This window comes from Thermococcus atlanticus (assembly GCF_054657855.1).
In genome coordinates this window covers 1,621,781-1,639,585 of the sequence record NZ_BAAHXX010000001.1, presented here as the reverse complement: position 1 = coordinate 1,639,585, position 17,805 = coordinate 1,621,781, and the positions used below count along the sequence as shown (strand labels likewise).

The following is a 17,805-nucleotide window of genomic DNA, read 5'->3' as shown; positions in this document are numbered from 1 at the left end:
TTGAGGTGAGATCATGAGGGGACCCACCGTTGTAGATGTTACTCCGGATGATTTGTGGATTGTTATGGAGCAGTACTGGAAGGAAAACGGACTGGTAAGGCAGCACCTTGATTCTTACAATGCCTTCATTGACTACGGCATGCAGGAGGTCATTCACGAGTACGGCGGGCTGAAACCGGACATCCCGAATTTTGAGGTGAAGTTCGGAAAGGTGCGCCTCGGCGAGCCTGAATTTCAGGAGGCACAGGGACAGAAAAAGCCCCTTTACCCCATGGATGCGAGGATAAGGAATTTAACCTATTCGGCACCGGTCTACCTTGAGCTGATTCCGGTCATCAACGGGATAGAGCAGGAGGCTGTGGAGGTCAGGATAGGAGAGCTTCCCATAATGCTCAAGTCCAAGGCATGCAGGCTTTACGGTCTCAGCGACGATGAGCTCGTCAGGCTTGGGGAAGACCCCAAGGATCCCGGAGGTTATTTCATTATTAACGGTTCTGAGAGGGTTATAGTTTCGATTGAAGATCTGGCACCGAACAAAACCCTTGTTGAGAGGGATGAACGTCAGAACAGGGTTCTTGCAAAGTGCTTCTCATACAGGCACGGCTACAGGGCTCTGATAATGGTCGAGAGGAGAAAGGACAGCATCCTCTATGTGAACATCCCGAACGTTCCGAGGCCGGTTAAGTTCGTTTATGTAATGCGCGCCCTCGGCCTTAAGAGCGATAAGGAGATAGTCGATGCGGTCAGCAACGACCCCAGAATCCAGCAGGTTCTCTTCGACAACCTCGAAGATGCAAGCGATATAACCACCCAGGAGGAGGCGCTTGACTACATAGGAAAGCTCGCTCTTCCGGGACAGCCAAAGGAGTACAGGCTCAGGAGGGCCCAGCACATCATAGACAACAACCTCCTGCCCCACATGGGAGTGAAGGAGGAGGACAGGATAAAGAAGGCATATTACCTCGGAATGATGACCCTTAAGGTTCTTGAGCTCTCGCTCGGCATGAGAAGCGAGGATGATAAGGATCACTACGCAAACAAGAGGCTCAAGCTTGCAGGGGATCTGCTGAGAGACCTTTTCCGTGTTGCCTTCGGTCAGCTCGTTAAGGATATGCAGTACCAGATGACCAAGACCTACCAGAGGAAGGGCGAGAAATACACCTTCGACAACGTCCAGCGCTTTGTTAGGAACTCCATCAGGCCCGATGTTTTAAGCGAGAGAATCGAGCATGCCCTGGCAACTGGCGCCTGGCCCGGTGGAAGGACCGGTGTGAGCCAGCTCCTCGACAGGACGAACTACATGTCGACCCTCTCGCACCTGAGGCGTGTAACATCTCCGCTCAGCAGAGATCAGCCGCATTTTGAAGCCAGAGACCTTCACGGAACCCACTGGGGAAGAATCTGTCCGACTGAGACCCCGGAAGGTCCGAACTGTGGTCTCGTCAAAAATCTCTCACTGATGTCCCAGATAACCACCGCAATTCCTGAGGAGGAGGTCAGGGAGTATCTGAGAAAGCTCGGTGTTGTGTCAATTGAGGAGAAAAGGCCAAGTCCTGAACTCTGGAGGGTCTATCTGAATGGAGTTTTAATGGGAACCGTGGAGGATGGCGTAAGGCTTGCCGAAAGGATACGCACCGACAGGAGAAAGGGCAGGATAAGCGATGTCATAAATGTTGCCCTCCATGTGGAGAAGGATATCAGGGAAATCTACATCAACAGCGACGACGGCCGTGTTAGGAGGCCTCTCATAATAGTTGAGAACGGCCAGCCCAAGCTCACGAGGGAGCACGTCGAGGGTATAAAGAACGGAAGCCTGACATGGGGAGACCTCGTTAAGATGGGAATAATAGAGTACCTAGATGCGGAGGAAGAGGAGAACGCGTACGTTGCGACCTGGCCGTGGGAGGTCACCGAGGAGCACACCCATCTTGAGCTGATGCCCGCTGCAATTCTCGGAATTCCCGCCTCGCTCGTCCCGTATCCCGAGCACAACGCCGCCCCAAGAAACACCTACGGTGCGGGCATGGCCAAGCAGAGCCTCGGTCTCGGCTGGGCCAACTTCCGCATAAGGGTTGATACCCGCGGCCATCTGATGCACTACCCGCAGGTTCCGCTCGTCAACTCAAGGATAATGAAGGCCGTTGGTTTTGAGGAGAGACCGGCCGGCCAGAACTTCGTTGTTGCTGTTCTGAGCTACCACGGATACAACATGGAGGATGCTGTGATAATAAACAAGGCATCCATAGAGAGGGGCCTCGGAAGGAGCAGCTTCTTCAGGACATACGAGGCCGAGGAAAAGAGGTACCTGGGCGGCCAGACAGACCGCTTTGAAAAGCCGGAACCGACCGTCAGGGGCTTCCTCGGTGAGAAATACTACCGCCACCTCGACGAGGATGGCATAATTTTCCCAGAGTCAAAGGTCTCAGGTAAGGACGTTCTCGTTGGAAGAACCTCCCCTCCGAGATTCCTTGAAGAGCAGAGCGGCCTTGGAGGAATAATACTTCAGGAGAGGAGAGAGACGAGCGTCGCTGTAAGGCCGAGTGAAAAGGGCATAGTCGACAAGGTCATCATAACCGAAACAGGCGACGGGACAAAGCTCGTAAAGGTAACCGTTCGTGACCTGAGAATTCCCGAGTTCGGTGATAAATTTGCCTCAAGGCACGGTCAGAAGGGTGTTATAGGTTTAATCGTCCCGCAGGAGGACATGCCATGGACAGAAAACGGAATCGTTCCTGACTTGATTGTCAACCCGCATGGTATCCCTTCGAGAATGACCGTGGGGCAGCTTATTGAGGCCATAGGCGGAAAGGTTGCAGCACTCAAAGGAAGGAGAGTTGATGGAACTGCCTTCATCGGAGAGCCGGAGGAGAAGCTCAGAAAGGAGCTTGAGGAGCTTGGATTCAGACACAACGGAAGGGAAGTAATGTACGACGGCATAACGGGCAGGAGGCTTGAGGCGGATATATTCGTGGGCATAATCTACTACCAGAGGCTTCACCACATGGTTGCGGACAAGATGCATGCTCGTTCAAGAGGCCCGGTTCAGGTTCTCACAAAGCAGCCGACGGAAGGAAGGGCAAGGGAAGGCGGTCTCAGGTTCGGTGAGATGGAGCGTGACGTCCTCATAGGTCACGGAGCGGCGATGCTGCTTATAGAGCGTCTCCTTGAGGAGAGCGACAAGACAGAGGTCTGGGTCTGTGAGAGCTGCGGACACGTGGCGGTTGAGGACAGGAGAAGGGGACAGGTCTACTGTCCTGTGTGCGGCGAAACGGAGCGCATAAGCAGGGTGGAGATGAGCTACGCGTTTAAACTCCTCCTAGATGAGCTGCAGGCCATGGTGATAAGGCCGTCGCTGAAATTGAAGGATAGGGTGTAGGGTGTGAGAGCCATGCAGTCAATGAAAAAGGTCATCGGGAGTATTGAATTCGGCATCCTTTCGCCCCAGGAGATTAGAAAGATGAGTGCCGCCGAGATAACGGTCCCGGACACATACGACGATGACGGTTATCCGATTGAGGGCGGACTGATGGACAAGAGGCTGGGCGTCATAGACCCGGGATTGAGGTGTGAAACCTGCGGAGCGAGGGTTGGGGACTGTCCGGGTCACTTCGGCCACATAGAACTTGCCCGCCCTGTCATCCACGTGGGGTTTGCAAAGACAATCCACCGCATCCTTGAAAGCACCTGCAGGGAGTGCGGAAGGATAAAGCTCACGGATGAGGAAATTGCGGAGTATACAAAAAAGTTTGAGGTCATGAGCGACAGGAAGAAGGCGAAGGACAGGCTTATAAAGGAGATACACAAGAAGGCCAAGGAGAGGATGGTGTGTCCGCACTGCGGAGCACCGCAGTTCCCGCTCAAGTTTGAAAGACCCACCATATACTGGGAGCTCAGGAAGGACGAGGAGGGGAACGAGTACAGGCACAGGATGATGCCGAGCGAAATCAGGGACAGGTTTGAGAAGATACCTGATAGGGATCTCCAGCTCCTTGGGCTGCACCCGGGCAACGCCCGCCCGGAGTGGATGATTTTAACGGTTCTGCCGGTTCCTCCGGTTACAATGAGGCCATCAATAACCCTTGAGAGCGGTATCAGAGCGGAGGACGATTTAACACACAAGCTCGTTGATATTATCCGTATCAACAACCGCCTGAAGTCCAACATAGAGGCCGGAGCACCACAGCTCATCATAGAAGACCTCTGGGATCTGCTCCAGTACCACGTCACGACATACATCAACAATGAAACATCGGGCATTCCCCCTGCAAAGCATAAGAGCGGAAGGCCCCTCAAGACGCTCTCCCAGCGTCTGAAGGGTAAGGAGGGAAGATTCAGAGGAAACCTCAGCGGCAAGCGTGTCAACTTCTCCGCGAGAACAGTCATCAGCCCCGACCCCATGCTGAGCATAAATGAGGTTGGTGTTCCTATAGCGGTTGCTATGGAGCTGACGGTTCCGGAAAAGGTAACCGAGTTCAATCTCGAAAAGCTCAGGCAGATGGTTCTCAACGGCCCCGAGAAGTATCCGGGAGCAAACTACGTCATCGATCCCGAGGGGAGAAGGATAAGGCTCATGGAGAACAACCGCGAGAATGTTGCAGAGATGCTCGACATCGGATGGACGGTTGAAAGGCACCTCCTCGACGGCGATATAGTCCTCTTCAACAGACAGCCGTCGTTGCACAGAATGAGCATAATGGCCCACCATGTTAGGGTCATGCCCTACAGGACTTTCCGCCTGAACCTTTCAGTGTGCCCGCCATACAACGCCGATTTCGATGGCGATGAAATGAACCTCCACGTTCCGCAGACCGAGGAGGCACAGGCGGAGGCAAGGATCCTCATGGAGGTGCAGAACCACATCATCTCGCCGCGCTACGGCGGCCCGCTCATCGGAGGAATTCAGGATCACATATCGGGAGGCTATCTTCTCACGAGGGAGGGAGCATACTTCACCCGCTTAGAGGTCGAGCAGATGCTCATGTTTGCAGGGGTGGATGTTGAGAGACTCCCCGAGCCGGATAAGGTTGAGAACGGCGTTGAATACTGGAGCGGGAAGAGCGTGTTCTCCCTTATACTCCCGGAGAATCTCAATATCTGGTACAGGAACAAGCTCTGTGATGATCCAAGCAAATGCGAGCCCCTCGAAAAGCTGATTGAGGAGAAGCTCGTCCCTGATCCGGAAGAGGTCAAGAGACTCGCATATGACGGCTTCGTTTACATCCAGAACGGAAAGTTGCTGAGCGGTGCGATAGACAAGAAGGCCTATGGAAGGGAAGACGGGAGAATCCTTGATCTGATAGTGAGGGAATATGGAGCGGAGAGGGCCAGGCAGTTCCTTGATCAGGTCACGAAGCTGTCCATATGGGTCATAACCCACAAGGGCTTTACAACCGCCATAGACGATGAAGACCTGCCCGAGGAGGCGATAGACAGGATCAGGGAGATTATCAGAGAGGCCGAGGAGAAGGTCAACAGGCTTATAGAGGCCTATGAGAGGGGAGAGCTTGAGCCTCTGCCGGGTAAAACGCTGGAGGAGACGCTTGAGAGCAAGATCATGGCTGTTCTTGCCGAGGCGAGAGATAATGCGGGTAAGGTTGCCGAAAGGTACCTCGGTATGACGAATCATGCAGTGATAATGGCAAAAACAGGAGCAAGGGGTAAGATACTCAACATTACCCAGATGGCGGCAATGCTCGGCCAGCAGTCGATCAGAGGTAAAAGACTCTACCGCGGCTACCGTGGAAGGGTTCTGAGCCACTTCAGACCGAACGATCTTGGAGCCAGGGCAAGGGGATTCGTCGTCAACTCATACAAGAGCGGATTAACACCTCAGGAATACTTCTTCCATGCAATGGGTGGAAGGGAAGGTCTCGTCGATACCGCCGTCAGAACGGCACAGAGCGGTTACATGCAGAGGAGACTGATAAACGCCCTTCAGGATCTCAAGGTCGACTACGATGGAACCGTCAGGGACCCGACTGGCATTATAATCCAGTTCCGCTACGGGGAGGACGGAATTGATCCAATGAGAAGCTGGGGCGGAAAGACCCTTGACGTGGATAGGGTAATTGTGAGAACCCTGATCAGGCTGAGGGAGAAGGGGTGATTTGAATGGTCTCAAATGCCACCATAAAGTCTCTCGTTGATAAGTCCATACTGCCGGACAACGTCAAGGAGGAGCTCTACAGCAGGCTGATTGAGTACAACAAAAAATACAGGCTCAAGAAGAAGGAAGTGCAGGCCATTATTGAAGATGCGGAGAGGGAATATGAAAATGCCCTCATAGAACCCGGGGAGGCCGTCGGAACAGTCGCCGCCCAGTCAATGGGAGAACCATCAACCCAGATGACGCTCAACACATTCCACTACGCCGGTGTCGCCGAGATTAACGTTACCCTCGGTCTGCCGAGAATCATCGAGATTGTCGATGCCAGAAAGAACCCCTCGACACCCATCATGACAGTTTACCTCGACGAGGAGCACCGCTACGACAGGGAAAAGGCTCTGGAGGTTGCGAGGAAAATAGAGGGAACCACCATAGAGAACCTCGCCCAGAGCATGACGATAGACATCCTCAACTTTGAGTTCATAATTGACATAGACCCTGAGAGGCTTGAGAAGAGCGACCTCGATATGGAGAGGATCAAAAAGAAGCTTGAAGGCTCATTCAAGAGTGCGGAGTTTGAGGTTGAGGGCTACACCCTAATAATGAGGCCCAAGAAAGCCCAGAAGATAGCTGATCTCAGAAGACTTGCCGAAAAAGTTAAAAAGCATCGCTTGAAGGGTCTCTCGGGCGTTGGAAAGACAATTATCAGAAAGGAAGGCGAGGAATACGTCATATACACCGAGGGTTCAAACTTCAAGCAGGTGCTCAAGGTTCCGGGCATTGATCCAACGAGGACGAGGACGAACAACATCCATGAAATTGCGGAAGTGCTTGGAATAGAGGCAGCGAGAAATGCAATCGTTGAGGAGATAGTTAATACGATGCGTGAGCAGGGTCTTGAGGTTGATGTCAGACATATCATGCTCGTCGCCGACATGATGACCCTCGATGGGGTTATAAGGCCCATCGGAAGGCACGGTGTCGTTGGAGAAAAGGCCAGCGTGCTTGCAAGGGCCGCTTTCGAGATTACCACTCAGCATCTGTTCGAAGCCGCCGAAAGGGGGGAGGTAGACCCCCTGAACGGTGTCGTGGAGAACGTGTTAATCGGACAGCCCGTCCCGGTTGGAACGGGTATGGTTAAGCTGGCAATGAAATTACCGCTAAAACCACGGGAGGTGTGATTGATGGATTTAGCATTCGAACTTAGGAAAGTGCTCGAAACAGGAAAAGTTGTCATCGGCTCAAAGAGAACCCTTGAGCTCTCCAAGATTGGCGGGGCCAAGCTCATCATCATAGCCAAAAACGCACCAAGGGACGTTAGGGAGGATGTGGAGTACTACGCAAAGCTCAGCAACATTCCTGTGTATGAGTTCGATGGAACCAGCCTCGACCTCGGAACGCTCCTTGGAAAGCCCTTCGTCGTAGCCTCACTGGCCATAGTGGACCCGGGAGAGAGCAACATCTTAGCCCTTGCTGGGGGTAAGGGGTAATGTCGCTCAAGCTCAACACTGACCAGATCAAGTACATAGCCCTCTTCGAGAGCATGACAGGGGCCACTGTGATGGACTGCCTCATAGACAGCGCAAGGAACAGGCTCATCTACGTTATCAAGAAGGGCGAGATGGGACTGGCGCTCGGAAAGAGGGGGGCCAACGTCAAGAGGGTTCAGGGGATGCTGGGAAAGGAAATCGAGCTTATAGAGCACTCGGAGAACCCGGAAGAATTTCTCAGGAACATTTATAAAACGATGGGAGTAAAGGTTAAAAAAGTTCATATCACTGAGAAGAAAGATGGGAAGAAAGTTGCCCTCCTTGATATAAACCAGAGGGAGAAGCCGAGGGCGATCGGCAGAGGGGGGCAGAACATAAACCTCGTGAAGGAGCTAATGGAGAGGCATCACGGGATACAGGACGTGATTATAATTTGATTTATTGATTTAAGAGGTGATGATCATGGCTGGTAAAAAGGCCCCGAATGGTGAATTTGCTGGAAGAAAGCTCAGGCTCAAAAGGCAGAAGTTCAGGTGGAGCGACGTCAGGTATAAGAGGAGAGTCCTCAGGCTCAAGGAGAAGAGCGACCCGCTTGAGGGGGCGCCGCAGGCAAAGGGAATAGTCCTTGAGAAGATCGCTGTCGAGGCAAAGCAGCCAAATTCAGGAATGAGAAAGGCTGTCAGGGTTCAGCTAATCAAGAACGGAAGGGTTGTGACCGCATTTACTCCGGGTGACGGTGCTATAAACCACATCGACGAGCACGATGAGGTCATTATAGAGGGAATCGGCGGTCCAAAGGGCGGTTCAGTCGGTGATATCCCGGGAATCAGGTACAAGGTCGTCAAGGTCAACAGGGTTTCCCTCAAGGAGCTCGTCAAGGGCAGGAAGGAGAAGCCGAGGAGGTGAAAGAATGGCAAAGAGCTTGCAGGAAAGGTTCTATCAGCCGAAAGAGCTTAAGGTCTTTGGAAGATGGAGCGTTGAGGATGTCGTCGTTGAAGACCCATCACTCAGGCCTTACATAAATCTGGAGCCGAGGATTCTGCCCCACACCCACGGGAGGCATGCCAAGAAGCCCTTTGGAAAGGCCCAGGTCCACATAGTCGAGCGTTTGATAAACAAGGTCATGAGGAGCGGAGCCTCAAGCTACAAGGTTGGCGGACACTTCATGAGAAGGGAGCAGCGCTCATTGATGAGCAAGAAGATAAAGGCCTACGAGGTCGTCAAGGAAGCCTTCACAATAATAGAGAGAAGAACTAAGAAGAACCCGATTCAGATTCTGATAAAGGCCATAGAGAACGCCGCCCCAAGGGAGGATACGACAACCATAGCCTTCGGTGGCATAAGGTACCACATGGCGGTTGATATAGCACCCATGAGAAGGCTCGATGTCGCGCTCAGAAACATAGCCCTCGGTGCTTCAGCAAAGTGCTACAAGAACAAAACTAGCTATGCTCAGGCTTTAGCGGAGGAAATCATAGCGGCTGCCAACAGAGACCCGAAGAGCTTCGCCTACAGCAAGAAGGAAGAAATCGAGAGGATTGCACAGTCCTCAAGATGAAGCCTCTGGCATCTTTTCAATTCTCTTTCCGCTTTTCTCAAAGCTTTTTCTCAAAACCAAAAATTAGGGTTACATAAAAAAATTAAAAGCCGGAAACCGGACCAAAAACTAAAACTCAGTGAGTCAGGGCTTTTCCGAGCCACTTGCCCAGCGCCACTATTGTCAGTATGGGCGGCAGGCCGGGGGCATGCGGAAGAACGCTGGCATCGCAGACGTGAAGGTGCCTGACCTTCGTCTCAAGATAGCCATCAACCACCGTCCCTATGGTCGCTGTACCGCCAACATGAGCCCCTTGGGGCTTTGAAACCACGAACCGTCCGGCACCGATTTTTCCCAGTATTTCCTCGGCCACCTCCACACCACCGTTTATTCTCTTCTGATCATCTTTCGTCACCGATTTCGAGACCCTGCCGTCCGGGTAGACCCTGCCGGATGCATCATCGGCCGTTTTCACCATAATTCCCACCAGTTTGTCCGTGGGCATCATAAAGCCCTTCCTTCCCGCCTCCATGAATCTGACGGTTCTGCTGACGTTGATGTGGGGTGAGATAATAAACCCCTTCTCGTCGTGGAACTCGTGGTCAACAAGCGCCATCGGGGGTTCCCGTGCCTGGTTCAGACCTTCAGCTATTCCATAAACATTCACAAAGGTATCCACGAACAGGTTTTTTCCGGCGCACTGTAAGCCCGAGTTCTGAAGGATTACGGGAGTTGTTAATGCCCCGGCTGCGAGTATGACATTGTCCGCTTCTATCTCCACGTATCCCTTTTTCCCGCGTCCCCTTATGCCCCGGACTTTTCCATCCCTGACGATAGCCTCATGAGCCTCTGTCTCATAGAGAACCTCGGCTCCCAGCGCAAGGGCATCATCGAGATAGTCGAGCGCTGTCCATTTTGCGGCCTGCATACAGCCGAATGTGCAGCATCCGCAGCGCACGCACTTAGAGAAGTCGAGGAACTTCGGCATCGGCTCCATTTTATATCCCAGATCAGATGCTGCCTCTCCCATGCTCAGCGATGCATCGGAAAGAAGGCTCTTCGGGGTTGGGGTAATTCCCATTTCTCTCTCCGCCTTTCTGAATTCTCCCTCAAGGTCTATCCCGAGGTCATTAAACTCTTCCTGAAGACAGCGGGTTCCGTTTGCACAGGAAACAACCGTTGAACCGCCAGCCATTATCGTGCGCCACAGAATGACCCCTTCCTCCGATGTCCTCGGGGTTCTGTAGCCCGTTGTCTCAAAATATCTCAGGGAGTCTTTGAATGTGCCAATATGCTCCTCATACCTCCCGGCTTCCACGATTAAAACCTCTCTCCCCATCATGCTAAGCTCTCTCGCTACGGTGGCTCCTCCAGCTCCAGAACCAACAACCACATATTCCCAGTGCTTTTTCATATAAACCAGCTCCACACCGAAATTGATTAAAGAAGAGTTATTCCCGAGTCATCTTAGATGCTCAAGGTATATATGGCTTTGGATTCATATTTAACCCCGGGAGGTTCCAGTTTACAAGTTACGAAAGAGGGTTTGTCTACCACAGAGGTGGCAAGATGTAGCAGACCTCATCGTTGCTAATCTGGGCAGGGTAAGGATCGAGTGGTTATGCGCACCGTTTTTGGACTGAATTCTATACAGCCATTGTATATCTTCACCAAAAGACATTTATTTCTAAAAACGAATAAGATACCATGAGGATGGAAATTGTTAGAATGGACAAAAACGGAAGAATATACCTCCCCGCGTCTCTGAGAAAGAGGTTCAAAGCGGAGTCCTTTTACGTTGAAGAGAGGGAAGGGGAGATAGTCCTTATCCCGGTTCGCAAAAAACTCAAGAAATATTACGGGATGTTCAGGGGTAAAAATCTAAGCGCGAGGGAGATAGATAGGCTTATTGAAGCGGAAACAGAAAAACTCCTGAGGGAGGAACTGTGAAGGTTTATGTTGACGTTAACGTTATCTACTATTTTCTAACTGCCAACAAGGAGTTTGGAGAACGTTCAAGGGAGTTGATGGAAAAGTACAGTGGAAATATGATTACATCCACATTAACGGTGTGGCAGCTCTACATACTGTTCAGAAGAAATAAACGGAAACTATCTTTCACTCAGATTTTGTCGGATATCGGCGTTAAGGTTGTCCCCCTGACCGAGGATATTCTTAAAAGTGCTGAAAACTGCAAGAAGCTCGATTTTGATGATGCCATTCACTACGCGACAATGAAGGCTCACGGAGTAGAAACAATCCTATCCAACGACGGAGATTTTGACAGGGTCGACGTGAAGCGGATCTTTTAAGTGGTTCTCGATTTGATCTTATGCCTTTTACCATATCATACCCTCCGGGAGGAGGGAGATCTATAAATACCCGGAGGGAGGAGGGAAATGGAGCTTCGGGACTACCTGATGCCGGGAGAATACATTTTTTCAGTCTTTACGGATCTTGACATCTCCCCAGGTAATCTTAACGGACTGGCAGTGACAAATAAGCGCATAATATTGTTCAACACAAACTCGGGAATAAGTAAGCTTTTCAGAAGAAACCGCTCGGAGGGCATCAAAAACTTGAAATCAACGTTTTTTGATGATGCCCACATGATACAGATGGAGGTTTATGAAAAATCTTTGGGAAGGCAAGAGATTATTTCACTGACAAGGTATGTTAAACTCTTTCGAAGTGATGGTTCGTGCCATTACGCAGTCGACAGTACTATAGCAATCATAAAACCCAAACTGAACGGCCCAAGCATATCGGAGATTAAGGAAGCTTTGGAATATGCACTGAAATCCATAGCCGTGAAAACAGAGTACAACTACTCTGAAAAAGATATGGCGTGGATTGTTAAATTCGTTATTAAGTTGTGTCAAAAATAGTTCTGCGTCCTAACTGATCAAACTCCTCCCCACCATATTTTCCGGCTTCCCAATTCCAAAGAAGTCCAGAACCGTCGGTGCTATGTCCATAAGCGACGGTTCTTCAGGCTCAACCTTTTCGAAGCCCCACAGTACCAGCGGAACCCTAACAACCGGCTCGTTCATTGAGCCGTGCATTCCCCTGACCCAGTGACTGGCCCCTTTTATCCCCTTGCACATTCTGTGGGAGCAGAACCAGTAGCCGGGCTTTGCTGAAACTATCAGCTCTCCGCTGTGGGGAGTGTCAAGGTGGGGCAAATCCTCGCGGAAAAAGACTTTGCCCACGCCCGGAGCCCTTCTGAGGACGTCAAATGCCTCCTCGGCCTGATTCGGATCACGCAGATAAATATGAACCCCTCCTCCTGAAGAAACGCGGAGCGTATCTATGCCGTGCTTCCTCAGATAAACCCTCAGGTTCACCCACGTATGAACCTCCTCCTGCCCGTGGTCGGCGAAGATTATGAATGCATATTCGTCCTTCAGTTTCTCCCACAGTTTTTCAAGCATGGAATCCACGGTTTCAATGGCTTTGAGGGCGCCTTCACTCAGGGGCCCGTGATCGTGGCTCATACCGTCAATAGAGGCGAAGTGCACCAGGAGAAGTTCGGGCTGGCATTCTTCATAGAGATACAGGGCGGAGTTGAGAACCCACAAATCCTTACGCCAGTCCCTTCCATGCTGCCGGTAGAGCTTGTCGTCACTGAAGAAGGGGGGAAATATTCTGACATTCGTTCCGCTGAACGGGGGCATGGTGTAGCCGGAAACGCTGGCGCTTCTTATGCCTCTGGAGCGCAGAACATCAACGATGGTGGGGGCCTTTATAACCCTGTGAGGGTTAAATGCAATCTCATAATCATAAAAATTAACCTTTTTGTCGGCCAGACGGTCGTAATAGCCGTTCTCAACGACGCCGTGATCCCTCGGATAAACTCCTGTCATGATGCTGGTGTGGACTAAATCGGTGAGTGTGGGAAATATTGAATCAACCACCGTGAAATAGCCGCCTTCTGCCAGTCTGCTGAGGAATGGCATGTGTTTGAGGTTGTATGTTCCGCAGCCGTCGAGGCTTATCAGGGCGAGCTTTTTTCTCATGGAGGGGAATAGGAGGGAGGATTAAAAAAGTTAATGCAGGGGAGCATCTCCTCCTAAGGGCGAGGCTTGTAAAAGAGAAAATCATCAAGAGTCCTCTGCTTCCTCAGCCCCAGGAGCCAGCTTTTCTCAAGATAGCGCTCTAAGGGATGCTCAAGGAACCCCCTGAGGGAATTCAATGCCTCCTCAAGGGTGCTGAATCTTCCAACCGGGTTCCCCATCGCCTTTTTGACCCCCAAACGAATCTGCCACACACCGACGGGGGCGTAGTATCTGGGTGTTACCTCCCTGAAGACCAGAATCCTTGCACTCCTCCTTCTTGTTCTCAGAGCTTCAAGAACGCTCAGGCGGGCGGCGTAGTATGCTCCTGTGGTTTCAACGGCGTATCCCTTAATCCCCCTGAAATCCTCATAATCATGAATCACCTGAGGCTCACCGCTTCCGAACAGCGAACCCCTGAGCCACACCTCAAGGAGCTCAAAGGCATAGCTCTCGGGCATCAGGACTACACCATAGCGGTTGCCCAGGAATTCATGGAAATAGACCTCGTAGTCGCTTATTTCCGGATACTGAAGGACTTCACGCCTCAGGTTTTTGCCTATCGTATCCTGGACAGCGGTAATGCTCCACCTTGTGGGGACGAGCTTCCTGTTGAGGCCGAGGAGTCCAGCGGAGAGGAGCCTTATAATGTAGTACTCGTCAAAACCCCAGTTGTAAAGCCTCATTATTGCCTGCTCTGCCTTCAGCTCATCGCTGACGACATAGTCAGTTCTGCGCGGGATTTTTGGATTCTCCGTGAGCTCAAAATCAAGGAGCTCAGCTTTAGGCCCAACCGGCGGGGCAAACTCGCTCGGGAGGATTTTCATGATGGGCTTCCTCTTGAGGAGGATTTCACTGTCGACGGGCTTTACTGACATTGCAAGCTCCTGAATTTCGCCAAGTATCCTGCCGCTCCTCCTGACATGCACATCCGCTTTTGTTTCTCCCATAACGAGCAGCGAGCGGTAGTAAAGGATATCCTTTATGCTTTTATCCCCCCATTTGAGCGGACTGTCAAGATTTGAGGTGTTCCCCTCAATTGGGGGAACCAGAGGGCCGATTCTGACCTTGGGGTAGCCGTATTCACCAACAAAAACGCTCGGCGGGGAAGAACCAAAAATCTCCCTTCTGTTTAGCTTTGACTCAACTCTCCTGGCTACCCTGAAGCGTTCAAGGATTGGGCAGGTTGGCCTTCCGCAGAGCAGCTTCCTGCCCTTGCAGACTGCACAGAGTTTTGAGTTGAAGAGCCCGGTCATCGGTGGGGTGTATGCACGAAGGGGTATTTATGGTTTCTGAGGGTGTGTCGGGACATGAAAGCGCAAGTATGCATTTAAATTCAACAAAAAATGTTAATTATTTTGCTAACATTATCCGGTATGCAAATTGAATTTGTTTTCCTAAAATTTTATATAAATACAGCACTTTTTTATACATTGAGGTGTTTTTATGTACGGCAACTGGGGAAAGTTTCTGCGTGTGAACCTCTCCACCGGAGAGGTGAAAGTCGAGGAATACGATGAGGAGTTTGCCAAGAAGTGGCTTGGGAGCAGGGGGCTTGCAATATACCTCCTTCTGAAGGAAATGGATCCAGCAGTTGACCCCCTAAGTCCCGAAAACAAGCTGATAATAACCCCCGGCCCGCTGAGCGGGACGAGCGCCCCCACCGGCGGGAGGTACAACGTCGTTACCAAGAGTCCGGCCACGGGCTTCATAACCATGGCAAACTCCGGCGGCTACTTCGGAGCAGAGCTTAAGTTCGCAGGGTGGGACGCGATTGTTGTCGAGGGCAGGGCAGAGAAACCGGTTTATATCTACATAAAAGATGAAAACGTTGAGATTAGGGATGCATCGCACCTCTGGGGCAAGCTCGTAAGCGAGACAGAGGAAGCCATAAGGAAGGAAATAGGCAGTAAAAGGCTCAGGATAGCCCTGATCGGCCCTGCGGGGGAAAAGCTCGTCAAGTTTGCAGCCATAATGAACGATGGGCACCGCGCTGCAGGCAGGGGTGGCGTTGGAGCTGTAATGGGAAGCAAGAACCTCAAGGCCATAGCCGTCGAGGGAAGCAAGACTGTTGCCATAGCTGACAAGCAGAAATTCATGCTAACAATCAGGGAGAAGATCAACAAGCTCAGGAACGATCCGGTTGCCGGTGGCGGGCTGCCGAAGTACGGCACAGCGGTTCTCGTAAACATCATAAACTCCAACGGACTCTATCCAACAAGGAACTTCCAGACGGGTGTCTTCAAATATGCGGAGGAGCAGAGCGGTGAGGCAATGACCGCGAAGTACCTCATAAGGAACCAGCCCTGCTATGCGTGTCCCATAGGCTGCGGAAGGGTCAACAAACTTCCGACGGTCGGCGTTACTGAAGGGCCGGAGTACGAGAGCACATGGGCTCTCGGGGCAAACCTGGGCATAAACGACCTCGCGAGCATAATTGAAGCAAACCACCTCTGCGATGAGTACGGTCTGGACACGATATCAACGGGCGGAACGCTCGCAACCGCCATGGAGCTTTACGAAAAGGGATTCATAACGGATGAGGAGCTCGGAGATGCTCCGGCTTTCAGATGGGGGAACACGGAGGTTCTCCACTACTACATAGAAAAGCTCGCGAAGAGAGAGGGCTTTGGAGACAAGCTGGCAGAGGGCGGCTACCGCCTCGCTGAGAGCTACGGACACCCCGAGTACTCCATGAGCGTTAAAAAGCTTGAACTGCCCGCCTATGACCCGAGGGGAGCCGAGGGTCACGGTCTCGGCTATGCAACCAACAACCGCGGCGGCTGCCACATAAAGAACTACATGATAAGCCCGGAGATACTCGGCTACCCGTACAAGATGGATCCGCACGACATAAGCGACGACAAGGTCAAAATGCTCATAATCTTCCAGGACCTCAGCGCGCTCATCGATGCTGCAGGGCTGTGCCTCTTCACGACCTTCGGCCTTGGAGCCGACGACTACCGCGATATGTTAAATGCAGCCCTTGGCTGGGACTTCTCCACCGAGGACTACCTCAGGATAGGAGAGAGGATATGGAACGCCGAGCGCATCTTTAACCTCAAGGCAGGCCTCGACCCGGCTAAGGACGACACGCTGCCGAAGCGCTTCCTTGAGGAGCCCATGCCGGAGGGACCGAACAAGGGCCACGTCGTCAGGCTGAGGGAGATGCTCCCGAGATACTACGCCCTCAGAGGCTGGACGGAAGACGGAAGGGTTCCGGAGGAGAAAGCCAAGGAGCTTGGCATTGAGGAACTCCTGTGAATCTTTCTTTATTTCCCAATTTTGTTCCGTAAGGTTTTTAGAGGTGCCCTGAGAAGTGCTTTCTTAAGGTGATAACATGAAATATTCGCACCATTCCACACGCTCCTCAAACCAAAGCAGGGAATACACCTTCAGCCTATGGGATGGTAAGGTTATAGTGAAGCCGAAGCTTGATATGAAGTACCTCTATATAGAGACGACGAGCAGGTGCAATCTGAAGTGCGAGATGTGCTTCAAGCAGTACTGGGAGGACAGCGAGGGGGACATGGACTATGACCTCTTCCTCAAGATACTCGACGATGCGGAGGAGTTCCCGGAGCTGAAGATGATATATTTCGGAGGGATAGGCGAGCCCTCGGTTCATCCGCGCTTCATGGACATGGTGCGCGAGGTGAAGAGGAGGGGCTTTGCCCTCGGGATGAGCACCAACGGAACTCTCCTCAGGGATGATATGCTGAGGGAGTTTGCGGAGCTCGGCGTTGAGCTCATATATTTCTCCATGGACACGGTTCCAACGGCTCAGAACGCCATAACCCTTGGACACCTTGCGGCGGCCCTTACCGCGGATAAGATAAGGAAGCTCGTTAAGTACAGGGAGGAAACGGGAACCCACCGGCCGAGCATAGGCGTTGAAGTCGTTGTAACAAAGGAGAACTACATGGAGCTTCCGGAGCTTGCCAGGTATCTGAAAGAGCTGGGCGCCGATGCCATGCTCGTTTCCAACCTTCTCCCCATGACTGAGGAGCAGGTCAATGATGTGATCTATGACGGGAGCATTGACATGGAGCCGGTGGTGGATGAGCTCTATAAGGTCGCCCACGAGGGTCTGTACATCAAAATCCCGTATTTTGAGCTGAGAACGGAGCGCTCCTGCGACTTCGACGAGAACAACGTCGCCGTTGTCAGGTGGGACGGGGAGGTTTCGCCATGCTACCGCTTCCTGCACAGCTATTACGAGTACATCTTCGGCAGGAGAAAAAAGGTCAACGCATACTCCTTCGGCAACGTGAGGGCGAAGACTCTCGCGGAGATATGGACGGGTGAAAAATACACATGGTTCCGCTTCACAATGAAGAACTACATGTATCCCTCGTGCACGGACTGTTCCCTCAGGGATGCGTGCGACTTCGTCAGGACGAGCGACATTGATTGCTGGGGCAACGAGCCGAGCTGTGCGGACTGCCTCTGGGCGAGGAGGCTTGTGCAGTGCCCGATTCCGCAGCACATGTTCGGGAAGTTCTTCTGACCCGGAGGTGTCTGAGGGTTGGTTTTGCACCCGTTAGAGCCCGCATTTCACGCAAACATCAGCAACCCCGGACGCGCTTCTGTTAACCCAAAAAACTTAAAAACCCC

The 17,805-nt window shown here is 52.0% G+C and carries 15 protein-coding genes; 12 read left to right on the top strand and 3 right to left on the bottom strand.

The features are described 5' to 3' along the window. Window positions 1-13 precede the first annotated feature (13 nt). Genes ACYQ27_RS08750 through ACYQ27_RS08720 form a run of 7 tightly spaced genes read left to right on the top strand, consistent with a single transcriptional unit; the run spans window position 14 to window position 9,154 of the window. Window positions 14-3,376, top strand: a complete 3,363-nt coding sequence (locus ACYQ27_RS08750; protein ID WP_456397074.1) for a DNA-directed RNA polymerase subunit B — start codon at window positions 14-16, stop codon at window positions 3,374-3,376. Between the two features lie 12 nt (window positions 3,377-3,388). Next, complete coding sequence (locus tag ACYQ27_RS08745; RefSeq protein WP_460041850.1) at window positions 3,389-6,106, top strand: DNA-directed RNA polymerase subunit A'; 2,718 nt, start codon at window positions 3,389-3,391, stop codon at window positions 6,104-6,106. Window positions 6,107-6,111: 5 nt separating this feature from the next. Further along, on the top strand, window positions 6,112-7,287 hold the full coding sequence (gene rpoA2, locus ACYQ27_RS08740) for a DNA-directed RNA polymerase subunit A'' (protein ID WP_456397078.1): 1,176 nt from the start codon (window positions 6,112-6,114) through the stop codon (window positions 7,285-7,287). Window positions 7,288-7,290: 3 nt separating this feature from the next. Continuing rightward, window positions 7,291-7,596, top strand: a complete 306-nt coding sequence (locus ACYQ27_RS08735; protein WP_456397080.1) for a 50S ribosomal protein L30e — start codon at window positions 7,291-7,293, stop codon at window positions 7,594-7,596. Further along, window positions 7,596-8,033 carry a NusA-like transcription termination signal-binding factor gene (locus ACYQ27_RS08730; protein ID WP_456397082.1) on the top strand — a complete coding sequence of 146 codons (438 nt, stop codon included), beginning with the start codon at window positions 7,596-7,598 and terminating at the stop codon, window positions 8,031-8,033. Before ACYQ27_RS08735 ends, ACYQ27_RS08730 begins: the two co-directional genes overlap by 1 nt. A gap of 25 nt (window positions 8,034-8,058) precedes the next feature. Next, window positions 8,059-8,502, top strand: a complete 444-nt coding sequence (locus ACYQ27_RS08725) for a 30S ribosomal protein S12 (protein ID WP_456397084.1) — start codon at window positions 8,059-8,061, stop codon at window positions 8,500-8,502. Between the two features lie 4 nt (window positions 8,503-8,506). Next, on the top strand, window positions 8,507-9,154 hold the full coding sequence (locus ACYQ27_RS08720; protein ID WP_460041487.1) for a 30S ribosomal protein S7: 648 nt from the start codon (window positions 8,507-8,509) through the stop codon (window positions 9,152-9,154). A 115-nt stretch (window positions 9,155-9,269) separates the two neighbouring features. Here ACYQ27_RS08720 and ACYQ27_RS08715 read toward each other — a convergent pair whose 3' ends face one another. Next, complete coding sequence (locus tag ACYQ27_RS08715; protein WP_460041486.1) at window positions 9,270-10,547, bottom strand: FAD-dependent oxidoreductase; 1,278 nt, start codon at window positions 10,545-10,547, stop codon at window positions 9,270-9,272. 293 nt (window positions 10,548-10,840) lie between these two features. Here ACYQ27_RS08715 and ACYQ27_RS08710 point away from each other — a divergent pair, with 293 nt between their 5' ends. The 3 genes from ACYQ27_RS08710 (at window position 10,841) to ACYQ27_RS08700 (ending at window position 12,021) form a co-directional block, all read left to right on the top strand. After that, on the top strand, window positions 10,841-11,083 hold the full coding sequence (locus ACYQ27_RS08710; protein WP_460041485.1) for an AbrB/MazE/SpoVT family DNA-binding domain-containing protein: 243 nt from the start codon (window positions 10,841-10,843) through the stop codon (window positions 11,081-11,083). Continuing rightward, window positions 11,080-11,445 carry a type II toxin-antitoxin system VapC family toxin gene (locus ACYQ27_RS08705; protein ID WP_456397094.1) on the top strand — a complete coding sequence of 122 codons (366 nt, stop codon included), beginning with the start codon at window positions 11,080-11,082 and terminating at the stop codon, window positions 11,443-11,445. The genes ACYQ27_RS08710 and ACYQ27_RS08705 overlap by 4 nt, the downstream gene beginning before the upstream one ends. Window positions 11,446-11,532: 87 nt before the next feature. Continuing rightward, complete coding sequence (locus tag ACYQ27_RS08700) at window positions 11,533-12,021, top strand: hypothetical protein (RefSeq protein WP_460041484.1); 489 nt, start codon at window positions 11,533-11,535, stop codon at window positions 12,019-12,021. 9 nt (window positions 12,022-12,030) lie between these two features. Here the strand turns inward: ACYQ27_RS08700 and ACYQ27_RS08695 are convergent, their stop codons facing one another. Both ACYQ27_RS08695 and ACYQ27_RS08690 read right to left on the bottom strand, forming a co-directional pair. Further along, window positions 12,031-13,152: an alkaline phosphatase family protein gene (locus tag ACYQ27_RS08695; RefSeq protein ID WP_460041483.1), complete on the bottom strand. Its 1,122-nt coding sequence runs from the start codon at window positions 13,150-13,152 to the stop codon at window positions 12,031-12,033. 53 nt (window positions 13,153-13,205) lie between these two features. Beyond that, complete coding sequence (locus ACYQ27_RS08690) at window positions 13,206-14,444, bottom strand: Nre family DNA repair protein (protein ID WP_456397100.1); 1,239 nt, start codon at window positions 14,442-14,444, stop codon at window positions 13,206-13,208. 190 nt (window positions 14,445-14,634) lie between these two features. Between ACYQ27_RS08690 and aor the strand changes: the two genes are divergently transcribed. After that, entirely contained in the window at window positions 14,635-16,452 is a 1,818-nt protein-coding gene (gene aor, locus ACYQ27_RS08685; protein WP_456454286.1) for an aldehyde ferredoxin oxidoreductase, read from the top strand. Between the two features lie 76 nt (window positions 16,453-16,528). Further along, the gene (locus ACYQ27_RS08680; RefSeq protein ID WP_460041482.1) at window positions 16,529-17,698 is read left to right on the top strand and encodes a tungsten cofactor oxidoreductase radical SAM maturase; all 1,170 of its coding nucleotides are present in this window, start codon (window positions 16,529-16,531) and stop codon (window positions 17,696-17,698) included. Window positions 17,699-17,805 lie beyond the last annotated feature (107 nt).